Below are 12,739 nucleotides of genomic sequence, written 5' to 3'. Positions count from 1 at the left end.
CTGGGACCTATCCATGACCCTCACCGGCTTCCTCGCCTACAGTGCCGCCCTCGGCATCGCCGCCGCCATTCCCGGCCCCGGCGTCACCGCGCTTGTCGCGCGGGCGCTCGGCTCCGGTTTTCGCTCGTCGCTGGCCATGTCCTTTGGCCTGATGCTGGGCGACCTCACCTATCTGACCGCCGTGGTGCTCGGCCTCGCCTTCGTGGCGCAGACCTTCGGCATGGTGTTCCTGGCTATCAAATGGGCCGGCGTTGCCTATCTGGCATTTCTGGGCTGGCGCTTCTGGACCGCCGGCATCACGCCCGAAACGGTCGAGGCCCGGAAGGGCAAGGGCGGGCTGGTGTCGAGTTTCATCGCCGGCCTTACCGTCACGCTCGGCAATCCGAAGACGATGATCTTCTACCTCGCGATCACGCCGACCATCGTCGACCTGAAGACCATTACGCTGGCCGATTACGGCATTCTCGCCGCGCTGACGGTGGTCGTGCTGTTCGTCGTGCTGGTTCCCTACCTGGCGCTCGCCGCCAAGGCGCGCTGGTTCTTGAAATCGCCGCGCGCGCTGAAGCTGCTGAACCGCACCGCCGCTGGCTTCATGGTGGGCGCGGCGGCGGCGATCGCGGCCCGCCAATAGCATGCTTTCAGCCAAAACATTCCGGGGGCAGGCTTCCCGGTGAAATGCTTTTCCGGGACATGGGCGTTTTAGACACGGGCCCCACTCGGATATTTCCGGCCAACAGCTTATGTTGCGCGGCTGAAAGCCTTATCTTGCCGGCTGCAATGCCACTTGCCTGAAATCCTGGGAGCGAAACCAATGAACAAGCCAGTCACCTCCGCCCGCGTCCCCGGCCGCGGCCGCATCTACAGTTCCATCACCGACACGATCGGCGACACGCCCCTGGTCCGGCTCGACAAACTCGCCAAGGAGAAGGGCGTCGTCGCCAATCTCGTCGCCAAGCTCGAGTTCTTCAACCCGATCGCCTCGGTCAAGGACCGCATCGGCGTGGCGATGATCGAGGCGCTCGAGGCGGCCGGCAAGATTGCGCCCGGCAAGACCACGCTGATCGAGCCGACCTCGGGCAATACCGGCATCGCGCTCGCCTTCGCCGCCGCCGCCAAGGGTTACAAGCTGATCCTGACCATGCCCGAGACGATGTCGGTCGAGCGCAGGAAGATGCTGGCGCTGCTCGGCGCCGAACTGGTGCTGACCGAAGGTCCGAAAGGCATGAAAGGCGCCATCGCCAAGGCCGACGAGCTGGCCGCGACGATCCCCAATGCCGTCATCCCGCAGCAGTTCGAAAACCCGGCCAATCCGGAAATCCACCGCAAGACGACAGCGCAGGAGATCTGGAACGACACGCAGGGCGAGGTCGACATCTTCGTCGCCGGCATCGGCACCGGCGGCACCATCACCGGCGTCGGCCAGGTGCTGAAGAAGCTCAAGCCATCCGTGCATGTCGTCGCCGTCGAGCCGGAAGCCTCGCCGGTGCTGTCGGGCGGCCAGCCCGGCCCGCACAAGATCCAGGGCATTGGCGCCGGCTTCGCGCCAAAGATCCTCGACACCACGATCTATGACGAGATCGTCAAGGTTTCCAACGAGGATTCGGTCGCCAATGCCCGCCTCGTCGCCCGCCTCGAAGGCGTGCCGGTCGGCATCTCGTCGGGTGCGGCGCTGCAGGCGGCAATCGTCGTCGGCTCGCGGCCGGAGAACAAGGGCAAGACCCTGGTCGTGGTCATCCCCGATTTCGCAGAACGCTACCTGTCGACGATCTTGTTCGAGGGGCTGGGGGCCTAGGTCAGCCCCCATCGACGGGCCGCCTTGCGTTGCTGGCCCGTTGAAAAATCCTCCCGTGGCGCCTGTGACCCGGCTTGAGCAGAACCCTGCTTCCGGGTCATATCGCCCGGTCCGCTTTGCACGGGCCAGGGGAGAAATTCATGTACAAGCTCTATACGCGTCCCGGCAGCGGCGGCTTCGTCGTCGAGGCAGCGCTGGCGCTGGCCAACGCGCCGTTCGAACAGATCGACGTGCCGAAGTCCGAGCGGCCCGATCCGGCTTTCCTCGACATCAGCCCACTGAACCAGGTGCCGGTGCTGACCTTGCCGGACGGACGCTCGATGACCGAATCGGCGGCGATCTGCATCCTGCTCGCCGAGCGCCATCCGCAGGCCCGCCTGGCGCCGGCGGTCGATGCGCCCGCCCGCGCCGATTTCCTGCGCTGGATGGCCTTCATGTCGTCGGTGCTCTACCCGGCGGTGCTGCGGTTCTACTACGCCCATCGCTACACGACCGACGCCGACGGCACGAAGGCCGTCAAGCAGGCGGCAATCGCCGAGATGGACCGCGGCTTCGCCGTTCTGGACAGCGCTCTGAAGGGGCGTGACTGGCTGGTTGGCGACCAGATGTCGCTGGCCGACATCTATCTCGTCATGCTGGTGGCCTGGCATCCCAACATCGACAGCGCGCGGGCGGCATGGCCTGATATTGAACGTCTCTGGGCCAGGCTGCGCGACCATCCGCTGCTGAAGGCGCTCAACACCTCGCATGAGATGTGGCCGGGCTGAACGTCAGTTTCGCAGCGCCGCCCTTTTGCCTTGCAGGAAGCGGCGCACCGCCGGATCGCGTTCGAGGCCGATCGCCCGGTCATAGGCCTCGGTTGCCTGCGGTACCTGGCCAAGCCTGGCCAGGAGGCCGGCCCGCGCCGCCCAATAGGGCTGATATTCATTGAGCCGCTTGTCGTCGCCCAGCACGTAAAGCGCCGCCAGCCCCGCCACGGCGCCCTCCGTCTCGGCAAGCGCCACCGCGCGGTTGATGGCCACCACCGGCGAACCGACGATCGAAAACAGCGCGTCGTAGAGCGCGCGGATCGCCGGCCAGTCGGTGCGGCCGGTGAGCCGTCGCGCCGCGTGGGCGGACTGGACGGCCGCCTCGAGCTGGTAGCGGCCGACCACACCACTCGCCGCGGCATGGGACAGAAGCATCTCCGCCTCGTCGATCAGGGCACGGTCCCACAGGTCGCAGTCCTGCTCGGCCAGCGGCACGAAGTCGCCTTCGGCACTGCGCCGGGCGGCGCGGCGGGCCTCGGCAAACAGCATGAGCGCCAGCAGGCCAAGCGCTTCCGGCTCTTGCGGCATCAGCGTCGCCACCAGGCGGCCGAGCCAGATGCCTTCGGTGGCGAGGTTGCGGCGCTGCGTCTCGGTGCCGGCCGGATCGGACCAGCCTTCGGCGAAGGCGGCGTAGATCGCCTCCAGCACCGCGCCCAGCCGTTCGCCGAGTTCGGCCCGTTCCGGCACACGGAACGGAATGCCGGTTTCGCGGATGCGCGTCTTGGCGCGCACCAGGCGCTGGCCCATCGTTGCCGGCGAGACCAGGAAGGCGGAAGCGATCGTCGCGGCATCGAAACCCAGCACGGTCTGCAGGATCAGCGGCGCCCGCACGCCCGGTTCGATCGCCGGATGCGCGCAAGCAAACATCAGCCGCAGCCGTTCGTCGGGCAGCTCTTCGTCGGTCATGCGCGCCTCCATCTCCTCGGCAATCAGCTTGAGATGATCGCGGGCCGCCTCGCGGGTGAGCCGCCGGCGAACCGCATCGACCCGCCGCCGCCGCGCCACGGCGAGCAGCCAGGCTTCCGGCTTTTCAGGCACGCCCGATTTCGGCCAGCGTTCGAGCGCGGCGGCAAAGGCGTCGGCCAGCGCATCCTCGGCCGCGGTCACGTCGCGCGTGCGCGCCGCGAGCCAGGCGACCAGCTTGCCATAGCTCTGCCGGGCGGCGGCCTCGGCGGCCGCCCGGGCGATCTCCGGGCGACTGTCCATCACATGGTCATTTCTTGGCACGTCGTCATTGCTTGGGCATGTAATCGGCCATTTCCCAGATCGGCCGCAACTCGACCGTGCCGGTGCTGGCCGCTGGACAGCGCGCCGCCCATTCGATGGCGGTATCGATGTCGGCCGCCTCGATCATGTAGAAGCCGGCAAGCTGCTCCTTGGTGTCGGCATAGGGGCCGTCGATCACGTTGGTCTTGCCGTCGGCGATCCGCACCGAGGTGGTCGCCTGGGTCGGGCGCAGCCGTTCGCCGGCCAGCCAAGCGCCGGATTGCTTCAACGCATCGGTATAGGCGTTATAGGCCGCGCTCATCTGCTGGGCCTTCTCGATCGGCATGGCCGCCATTGCGGCTTCGCTATTGTTGATCATCAGCATGTATCGCATGGGTCTTCTCCCGTGTTTCGAAGGCCGCGTCCTTGCGGGGCCAGACGTATGTCGCGCGGCGTCGACCGATTTCGACAAGGCGCAGCAAAAAACTTTCGACTTCGTCACGCGCTTTCGCAAGGACCAGGTTTCGCCAAACGGCCCGCGGCGGCTGGCAATGACGCCCCGCCGCACTATCCTTTGTGATCCAGGCACGTCACGCCAGGGATGGGAGATGAGCAATGGAACTCGTGACCCACAAGAAATTCAAAAGCGGCCGGTTGATGCCGTGGGGCAAGGGGACAGTTGTCACCGGCGCGAAGGGATTTGTCTACCTTTGTGGAAACACGGCGACTGCCGCCGACTACGATCCGGCCGGCAAGCAGGGCGGTCGTTTCGCTGGCGATGCGGCGGCGCAGTGGCTCGAGGTTCTGGGCAACATCAAAGCCGATCTGGAGGAGCTGGGCACCGCGCTTGAACACCTCGTCAAACTGACCTTCTTCGTCAGAGGACCATTTCCCGACGGCGGCGTTCTCAGCTCTGCCAATTTTCGCCTGGACGTTCTGGACGCGTTCTTTGCCGAGCATTGCCCGAAGCACTGCAGTTACAACAACCCGCCGCCCTCGGAGGTGATTGGCGTCGCCGCGCTGGCTCAAGCCGACATCGTCATTGAAATTGTCGCGATCGCGGCCTTGCCGGATTGATCTCAGCCATGGCGTGGCTGCCTCTCACCACCATGCGCACGAAGCCGGAGCACAGCACGCAGACGCCATCGAAGACGATCAGCGGATGGCTGGCATCGAAAGATGGTTCAGCCGGAGGACTGGGCTTGGCCAGACGTGATTGGGGCGGACTTGACTGGGAAAGATCGGTCACGCGGGCCTCGGCTGCTCGTGTCCTGGGACACCAGGCCAGCCGGGAGCGGGATCAAAGACGTGGCGATGTCGCACGGCGCCTGTCGCTCGGAGCCGGGCGCTCGGAACGATAAGTGGTGGCGCGGGTCGTGGTGTCCGGCCTGCAGATGCGGCTGTTGTGGCGGCTCTCGAACGTCATGGTCAGTGCGCGCCCAGCGACGTGCCGCGACGGGCGCAAGCCGGACCAGGGCCGCGCATGTAATAGCGCTCGGGCCGATAGGTCGGCGCGACGAATTCGCGGATGGCGGCGGCGTAGCCGATGAGGTGCGTTAGGAAGTTCATTTACCCTGTCCCTGTCCCGATTTTCGGATGTCCCTTCCGAATTGCGTGAAGGATAGCATCGAGGCGTGAATAGTCGGTGAACACGATGTTAATATCTGGTCGAAAACCCGTTGCTTCGTGGCCGGAATGCGGCTGATTCGGGGTGTTTCCGCGCCTTTTGTCGCCATTCCGGCCAGTGTGACTTTTGCATCACATATGTTTCGTTTGAGTGTCGCCTGGGCGCGGTTCTGTTTCAACTTCCGGCTGGCCGATGGAATTTCCTTGCTCAGCCAGGAAAGGAAGGAACCGGCATATAGGGCGGACGTTGACCGTCGGGACTGGCGTGGCCGGTCCGATATTGCCTGCAAGCCGCAGGCATGTACACCAACACCGCAAGAGCAAATGGAAAGGCTAGAACCATGGGCTTCTTTTCGAAGGACATCAAAACGCTGGACGACCTGTTCGTGCACACGTTGCGCGACATCTATTACGCGGAAAAGCAGATCGAGAAGGCGTTGCCGAAGATGATCGACAAGGCCACCAACGCGCAGCTCAAGGCAGGCTTCGAAAAACATCTTGAACAGACCAAGGGCCATATCGAACGCGTCGAAGAGGTGTTCGAGCTGCATGGCGTCAAGGCCAAGGCGATCAACTGCCCGGCCATTGACGGCATCCTCGAGGAAGCTGACGAGGTGAGCGGCGACATCGCCGACAAGCAGGTCCTGGACGCCGCCCTGATCGCCTCTGCGCAAGCGGTCGAGCATTACGAAATGACCCGCTATGGCACGCTGATTGCCTGGGCCAAGCAACTCGGCCGCAGCGATTGCGCCAACGTACTCGCGAAGAATCTCAAGGAAGAGCAAGCGACCGATCGCAAGCTCACCGAGATGGCGGAAAGCAAGATCAATCTCCAGGCTGCCGAATAGGTGAGATGGCAGGCAGGATCGGCGCCGCAACGGCGCCGACTTGCCTTGTCGCGCGGTCGGAACCGGAATGGGCTTTGCCCCGTTCTGGATTGAACCCGTTGCAAGGAGTTTGTCATGGCGCCGCGTCCAGCCTGGAAAGGCTATCTGAAGCTGTCGCTGGTGACCTGCGCGGTCGAACTGACCAATGTCGTCACCCACACCGAAAGGGTGTCGTTTCGCATCCTCAACCGCAAGACCGGCAACACGGTGAAGCGCATCTATGTCGACGCCGAAACCGGCAAGCCCTTGGACGATGGCGACGAGATCAAGGGTTATGAATTGGACGACGGCGATTTCGTCCATATCGAGGAAGACGAGATCGAGGCGGTGCAGATCGAATCCTCGCACACGATGAGCCTCGACGGTTTCGTCGACAAGGCCTCGATCCAGCAGATCTATCTCGACACGCCCTATTATGTCGCGCCGGCCGACAAGGTGTCGGAAGAGGCATTCGCCGTCATCCGCGATGCCATGGCGGGCAAGAAGATGGCCGGGCTGGCGCGGATCGTGCTTTATCAACGCGAACGGCCCGTGGTCATCGAACCGCTCGGCAAGGGCATGGTGCTAACGACGCTTCGCTACGACAATACGGTGCGCCAGCCGGACAGCGTGTTCGGCGAGATCAAGGCGGTGAAGACCGACCAGGAAATGACCGATCTCGCCGAACTGATCATCGACAAGAAGAAGGCCAAGTTCGATCCGTCGAAATTCGACGACAAATATGAGGACGCGCTGCTCGAGCTGATCCGCGCCAAGAAGGCGGGGCATAAGGCGCCGAAGGCCAAGGCGGCGCCGAAGCCCTCCAATGTCGTCAATCTGTTCGACGCGCTGAAGAAGAGCCTGTCGTCGGATTCCGGTTCGCCGAAACCATCATCGGCGAAAGCCAAGCCGGCGGCCAAACGCGCCAGGCCGAAAGCGGCGCCCAAGCGCAAATCGGCCTGAGGAGACCAAGCAATGGCCGGCCTCGAACAATATCACGCCAAGCGCGATTTCAAGAAAACGTCGGAGCCGGCGGGCAAGGTCGCACGCACGAAAAAGAGCGAAGCGGGCGGCATCTTCGTCATCCACAAGCACGCGGCGACCAGGCTGCATTACGACCTTCGCCTCGAGCATGGCGGCGTGCTGTGGAGCTGGGCGGTGACGCGGGGGCCTAGCCTCGATCCGCATGAGAAGCGGCTCGCCGTTCATGTCGAGGACCATCCGATCGACTATGCGCCGTTCGAGGGCACGATCCCGAAGGGCGAGTATGGCGGCGGCTCGGTGATCGTCTGGGACGAGGGAACGTGGGTGCCGGAGACCGACCCGGCCAAGGCGATGAAGAAGGGGCATCTCAGTTTCGAGCTCAACGGCCATAAGCTGCATGGGCTGTGGCATCTGGTGCGGCTGAAACCCCGCGCGGGTGAAAAGCGCGACAACTGGCTCTTGATCAAGTCGGACGACGCCGCGGCGCGCCCGGGCGAGGACATTTTGAAGGAGAGGCCGGAATCGGTGAAGTCGGGCCTGACGATCGAAGAGGTCGGCGAAGGCAAGACCGCCAAGGGCAAGAAGCCCGAGGTCTGGCATTCGAACAAGCCGGCCGCCGGCAAGGCGAAGGCAGCGGCGCGCAAACTCGACTTCATCGAACCGCAGCTGGCGACACTGGAGCGGGATGCACCGCCGGGCAGGGACTGGCTGCATGAAGTCAAATTCGACGGCTATCGCATGCAGGCGCAGATCGCCGGCACGGAAGTGCGGCTCTTGACCCGCACCGGCCTCGACTGGACCGACAAGTTTGGGAGCGAGATCATCGTGGAGCTGGCCGCGCTGAAATGCAGCGACGCTATCGTCGACGGCGAGATCGTCGTGCTGGCCGACAGCGGCGTCTCGTCCTTCGCGCTGCTGCAGCAGGACCTGTCGGCGAAGCGGACACACCGCTTCATCTACTACGTGTTCGACCTGATGCGGCTCGACGGCAAGGATTTGCGTCGCGAGCCGCTGGTCGAGCGCAAGCAGGCCTTGCAGGAGCTGCTCGGCGAGCAGCCGGAAAATGCGGCGGTGCGTTTCTCCGACCATTTTTCCGAGCCCGGCAAGATCATGCTGGAACATGCGTGCCGCATGGGGCTGGAAGGCGTCGTCTCCAAACGTGCCGATGCGCCCTATCGCAGCGGGCGCGGCCCGACCTGGGTGAAGTCGAAATGCACGGCCCGGCAGGAATTCGTCATCGGCGGTTATCTGCCGTCGGACAAGACCGGGCGCGGGCTGCGCTCGCTGCTGGTCGGCTATTACGAGGGCGGCAAACTGCAGTATGCCGGCCGTGTCGGCACCGGTTTCTCCGCCAAGGGCGCCACCGCGCTAAAGCAGAAGCTGGACGCGCTGAAGGCGACGGCTTCGCCTTTCGACAAGGCCGTACCGAAAGGCAAGGGCCTGGTCTGGGTCAAGCCGGAGCTCGTCGGCGAAGTGGAGTTTCGCAGCTGGACGTCGGACCGTATAATACGCCATGCCTCGTTCCAGGGGCTGCGCGAGGACAAGCCGGCGGAGGACGTTGTGCAGGAAAAGCCCAAGGCAGCGACAGGCAAGGCTAAGTCGGCCTCAAGGGGCACCGCCGCCGGGACCATGACGACCAGCGTAAAACTCTCCCATCCCGACAAGCTGCTATGGCCCGACGAAAAGATCTCCAAGCAGGGGCTGCTCGACCATTACGCCGAGGTTTGGCCGCGCATGCAGCAATTCGTCGTCAACCGGCCGCTCAGCCTTGTGCGGGCGCCGGACGGCGTCGGCGGCCCGCGCTTCTTCCAGAAACATGCCTCGGCCGGCATGAGCGACAGAATAGCCCGGATGAAGGACCCGACGGATGGCGAGGAAATCCTGTTCGTGCGGGATTTCGACGGTGTCGCGGCGCTCGTCCAGTACGGTGTGGTCGAGATCCACATCTGGGGCTGCACGATCGACAAGCTTGAACAGCCGGACCAGATCATCTTCGATCTCGACCCCGATGAAGGCGTCGATGTGAAAGCGGTGCGCGAGGCGGCGCTCGATATAAGGGGCAAGCTCGACGAGCTGTCGCTGCCGAACTTCGTCAAGACATCGGGCGGCAAGGGCTACCATGTGCTGGTGCCGCTGAAGCCATCGGCCGACTGGGAGGCGGTGAAGACCTTCGCGCATGATTTCGCCAAGGCGCTCGAACAGGGTGCCCCCGACCGCTACACGGCCACACTGTCGAAGAAGGCGCGGACCGGGAAAATCTTCGTCGACTATCTGCGCAATGGCAGGGGCTCGACGACGGTCGCGCCCTATTCCTCGCGCGCCAAGAAAGGAGCCACCGTGTCGATGCCGGTGACCTGGGCCGAGATCGAGGCCGGCCTGGCGCCGAACGCGTTCCCAATCGGCGACAAGACGACGCTGAAGCAGCTGGCGGAAGCCGATCCGTGGATGGATTTCTTCAAGCAGGCCAAGGCGTTGAAGCGGGGGTGAGCCTACCCGACTTCGTCATCCTAGGGCGAAGCAAGGAGCGAAGCGACGCGGCGCAGACCCTAGGATCCATGCCGGGACGCCAAGGAAAAACACGGCGGCACAGGATCCAGCGATCTTCCTCGCCGTGCTGGCAGCAAGGTTCTGCACCGTTGCGGCGCTCTGAGATCGCGGCATGGATCCTAGGGTCTCCGCGACGCCGCTTTGCGGCTGCTCCGCCCTAGGATGACGAAGGTTGAGGAGCCGGCAAACTAAGCCAAAAACACCTTCTCGAAGGCCTGCTTGCCGGGCGGCGAGAAAATCACCGCGCGGCTGTCCTTTTCGCGGCGCGCCCATTTTTCAAGAAGGATCTTGTCGAGGATGGCGGCGCCCAGCGTGCCGGCGAGGTGCGAGCGGCGCACGCTCCAGTCCAGGCAGGCGCGGCAGACCGGGCGGCGCGGCTTGGCGTCGACATCGATGCCAATGGCCGCAAAATGCGATGGCGCCGACGGTCCGAGCCTGATCTCCCTGTCATCGCGCAGCAATATGTCCTTCTCGACAAGGCGGTCGAGCATCGCCACCGCCTGCTCGCCGGCGAGATGGTCGTAGCAGACGCGGGCGACGCGCATGGCGCCGTCGCGCGGACCCGGCCGCACGCGCTTCGGGCCGACAGCCTCGGCGACACCGGTGATGGCCTCGATCATGCCGGCCACCTGCGGGCCGGCGAGGCCGTAATAGCGGTGGCGGCCCTGGCTGGCCAAGGTCAGCAGCCCGCCCTCCATCAGTTTCGACAGATGCGACGAGGCGGTCGGCAGCGACACGCCGGCTTCCAGCGCCAGTTCGCTCGCCGTCAGCGCCGTGCCGCCCATCAGCGCGTTCAGCATGTTGGCGCGGGCCGGGTCGCCGACCAGGCTGGCGATGCGGGCGATGTCGGGTCCTTCACGCATAGTTCGTTCCTTATCGAAGCATTCTTGTCAGATAGCCATTATTCTCCGGTCAGATCAAGGCGCCGGCGACGCAAGCGACAATGGCTCCTGACAGGAAATGCCTAGCACATCGATGCGTATGACGTTTCGACCGCGCTCGAAGCGTCGATGCAGGAACCCAAGGAGACGACCATGACCATCACCTGCTTCATCCGCTATGAGATCGACCCGTTCGGCAAGGCCGCCTTCGAGGAATATGCCCGCAACTGGGGCCAGGCCATTCCGCGCTGCGGCGCCGATCTGATCGGCTACTATGCTCCGCATGAAGGCTCGGCGACGACGGCCTACGCCGCCTACAACATTGAAAGCCTGGCGGCCTATGAAGCCTATCGCGCCCGGCTTGCCGCCGATCCCGCCGGCAAGGCAAACTACGAGTTCGCCAAGCGAGAACGATTCATCCTCAAGGAGGACCGCATGTTCCTGAAACACGTCTCCGGGCCGCACGCCAAGCTGGTGCTGCCGTGATCGCCGTCATTTTCGAGGTGCAGCCTGCCGAGGGCAAGCGCGATGCGTATCTCGCCATCGCCGCCAATCTGCGTCCCTTGCTCGACGGCAGTGATGGCTTCATCTCGATCGAACGTTTTCAGAGCCTCGCCGATCCGAACCGCATCCTGTCGCTGTCGTTCTGGCGTGACGAGGACGCGGTGAAGGCCTGGCGCAACACCGAAGAACACAGGCAGGCGCAGCAGGCCGGCCGCGGCGGAATCTTTGCCGGCTATCGACTGCGGATCGCGCATGTAGTGAGGGATTATGGGCTGACCGAAAGGGAGGAGGCGCCGGCGGACAGCCGGGCGGTGAATGGGTAAGCCTTCTTCCTTCCCCCCTTGTGGCCCTTGTGGGGGAAGGGAGAACCGCCCTCACGCGTTGCCGATCAGCACGCCGGCCGCGAACACCAGCGCGCCGCCCAGCACCACCTGGAAGGCGGCGCGCAGGAACGGGGTCTGCATGTAGCGGTTCTGGACGAAGGCGATGGCCCAAAGTTCGAAGAACACCACCACGGCGGCGACGGCCGTCGCCGTCCAGAAATGCGGAATGAGATAGGGCAAGGCGTGGCCGAGGCCGCCGGCCGATGTCATGACGCCGGTGGTGATGCCGCGTTTTATCGGCGAGCCGCGACCTGAGAGCTTGCCGTCGTCGGAAGCCACTTCCGTAAAACCCATGGAGATGCCGGCGCCGATCGACGCGGCAAGCCCGACCAGGAAGGTCTGCCAGGTGTCATGCGTGGCAAAGGCAGCGGCGAAGATCGGCGCCAGTGTCGACACCGAACCGTCCATCAGGCCGGCCAGGCCGGGCTGCACGTAAGTCAGGATGAACTGGCGCTGCTCGGCGGCGGCCTCTTCATCCTTCACCTCGCCGGGCACGTGCTTCTGCTCCAGCCGCTGCGCCAGCGTCTCGTGGCCCTGTTCGGCTATCGCCAGGTCATTGAGAAGTTTTCGCGTCGAGGCATCGGTCGTGCGCTTTGCCGCTTCGACATAGAACAGGTAGGCCTGCCGCTCCATGGCCTCGGCCTGGCTGCGCACATGCTCGATGCCGAGCGGCCTCACCAGCCAGTCGGGCTTGCGCTCATAATAGCCCTTCACATGTTCGCGCCGGATCAGCGGGATGCGCTCGCCGAAGCGCTTGCGAAAGAGCTCGATCAGCGAGTCGCGATGGCCGTCCTCTTCCTCGGCCATCTCCTCGAACACTTTCGCCGATTGCGGAAACCTTTCCGCCAGCCCGTCGGCGTAGGCCCGGTAGATGCGCCCGTCATCTTCCTCGGATGAAATGGCCAGCGCCAGGATTTCCTGTTCGGAGAGCGATTCGAAGGAGCGGCGGCCGAAGCCGAAAACACGGGAAAGCATGAGGAAAGGACCCTAGTTTAGAATTGTTCTAAACTATGGTTTAGCATGCTCCGGGTCAATCGCGCTGAGGGTCACGGGTTCAAGAATTGTTGAAGCGTGCGAGCGGCCACGCTTCTTCCTTATTGGCAAAGATTCCCCTATATAGCTGAACCTAAGACAAGAACGA

14 protein-coding genes are annotated in these 12,739 nt (G+C 64.1%); 9 read left to right on the top strand and 5 right to left on the bottom strand.

Annotated features, from left to right (window positions below; all coding sequences use genetic code 11):
* The first annotated feature begins 13 nt into the window (after positions 1-13).
* From CK226_RS15905 to CK226_RS15895, 3 genes are all read left to right on the top strand, one after another.
* The gene (locus tag CK226_RS15905) at positions 14-631 is read left to right on the top strand and encodes a LysE family translocator (protein ID WP_095773406.1); all 618 of its coding nucleotides are present in this window, start codon (positions 14-16) and stop codon (positions 629-631) included.
* Between the two features lie 180 nt (positions 632-811).
* On the top strand, positions 812-1,792 hold the full coding sequence (gene cysK, locus CK226_RS15900) for a cysteine synthase A (RefSeq protein WP_095792390.1): 981 nt from the start codon (positions 812-814) through the stop codon (positions 1,790-1,792).
* Between the two features lie 140 nt (positions 1,793-1,932).
* The gene (locus CK226_RS15895) at positions 1,933-2,559 is read left to right on the top strand and encodes a glutathione S-transferase family protein (RefSeq protein WP_095792389.1); all 627 of its coding nucleotides are present in this window, start codon (positions 1,933-1,935) and stop codon (positions 2,557-2,559) included.
* A gap of 3 nt (positions 2,560-2,562) precedes the next feature.
* Here the strand turns inward: CK226_RS15895 and CK226_RS15890 are convergent, their stop codons facing one another.
* The gene (locus tag CK226_RS15890; protein WP_095792388.1) at positions 2,563-3,807 is read right to left on the bottom strand and encodes an RNA polymerase sigma factor; all 1,245 of its coding nucleotides are present in this window, start codon (positions 3,805-3,807) and stop codon (positions 2,563-2,565) included.
* 25 nt (positions 3,808-3,832) lie between these two features.
* Positions 3,833-4,201, bottom strand: coding sequence for a YciI family protein (locus CK226_RS15885; RefSeq protein WP_095788622.1), 369 nt, complete (start codon positions 4,199-4,201; stop codon positions 3,833-3,835).
* 221 nt (positions 4,202-4,422) lie between these two features.
* Between CK226_RS15885 and CK226_RS15880 the strand changes: the two genes are divergently transcribed.
* A complete protein-coding gene (locus CK226_RS15880) occupies positions 4,423-4,884 on the top strand; it encodes a RidA family protein (protein ID WP_095773411.1) in 462 nt (153 codons plus the stop codon).
* A gap of 351 nt (positions 4,885-5,235) precedes the next feature.
* On the opposite strand, the gene CK226_RS15870 is transcribed toward CK226_RS15880, so the two are convergent.
* Positions 5,236-5,376 (bottom strand): hypothetical protein, encoded by a 141-nt coding sequence (locus tag CK226_RS15870; RefSeq protein WP_013892047.1) that lies wholly within the window; start codon positions 5,374-5,376, stop codon positions 5,236-5,238.
* 398 nt (positions 5,377-5,774) lie between these two features.
* Here CK226_RS15870 and CK226_RS15865 point away from each other — a divergent pair, with 398 nt between their 5' ends.
* The 3 genes from CK226_RS15865 to ligD all read left to right on the top strand — a co-directional run bounded on the left by CK226_RS15865 (position 5,775) and on the right by ligD (position 9,770).
* Positions 5,775-6,281, top strand: coding sequence for a ferritin-like domain-containing protein (locus tag CK226_RS15865; protein ID WP_095788624.1), 507 nt, complete (start codon positions 5,775-5,777; stop codon positions 6,279-6,281).
* A gap of 114 nt (positions 6,282-6,395) precedes the next feature.
* The gene (locus CK226_RS15860) at positions 6,396-7,262 is read left to right on the top strand and encodes a Ku protein (protein WP_095788625.1); all 867 of its coding nucleotides are present in this window, start codon (positions 6,396-6,398) and stop codon (positions 7,260-7,262) included.
* Positions 7,263-7,274: 12 nt separating this feature from the next.
* Positions 7,275-9,770, top strand: coding sequence for a DNA ligase D (ligD, locus tag CK226_RS15855; protein ID WP_095792387.1), 2,496 nt, complete (start codon positions 7,275-7,277; stop codon positions 9,768-9,770).
* Between the two features lie 248 nt (positions 9,771-10,018).
* On the opposite strand, the gene CK226_RS15850 is transcribed toward ligD, so the two are convergent.
* Entirely contained in the window at positions 10,019-10,693 is a 675-nt protein-coding gene (locus CK226_RS15850) for a winged helix-turn-helix domain-containing protein (protein WP_095792386.1), read from the bottom strand.
* 171 nt (positions 10,694-10,864) lie between these two features.
* On the opposite strand from CK226_RS15850, the gene CK226_RS15845 reads away from it, so the two are divergent.
* Both CK226_RS15845 and CK226_RS15840 read left to right on the top strand, forming a co-directional pair.
* Entirely contained in the window at positions 10,865-11,197 is a 333-nt protein-coding gene (locus tag CK226_RS15845; protein ID WP_095776169.1) for an NIPSNAP family protein, read from the top strand.
* The gene (locus CK226_RS15840; RefSeq protein WP_095776149.1) at positions 11,194-11,538 is read left to right on the top strand and encodes an antibiotic biosynthesis monooxygenase; all 345 of its coding nucleotides are present in this window, start codon (positions 11,194-11,196) and stop codon (positions 11,536-11,538) included. The genes CK226_RS15845 and CK226_RS15840 overlap by 4 nt, the downstream gene beginning before the upstream one ends.
* Positions 11,539-11,589: 51 nt before the next feature.
* Here CK226_RS15840 and mbfA read toward each other — a convergent pair whose 3' ends face one another.
* On the bottom strand, positions 11,590-12,573 hold the full coding sequence (mbfA, locus tag CK226_RS15835; protein ID WP_095792385.1) for an iron exporter MbfA: 984 nt from the start codon (positions 12,571-12,573) through the stop codon (positions 11,590-11,592).
* Positions 12,574-12,739: the final 166 nt, after the last annotated feature.

The organism is Mesorhizobium sp. WSM4311 (assembly GCF_002295115.1).
Lineage (GTDB): Bacteria > Pseudomonadota > Alphaproteobacteria > Rhizobiales > Rhizobiaceae > Mesorhizobium.
This window is presented reverse-complemented; position numbering and strand designations above follow the sequence as displayed.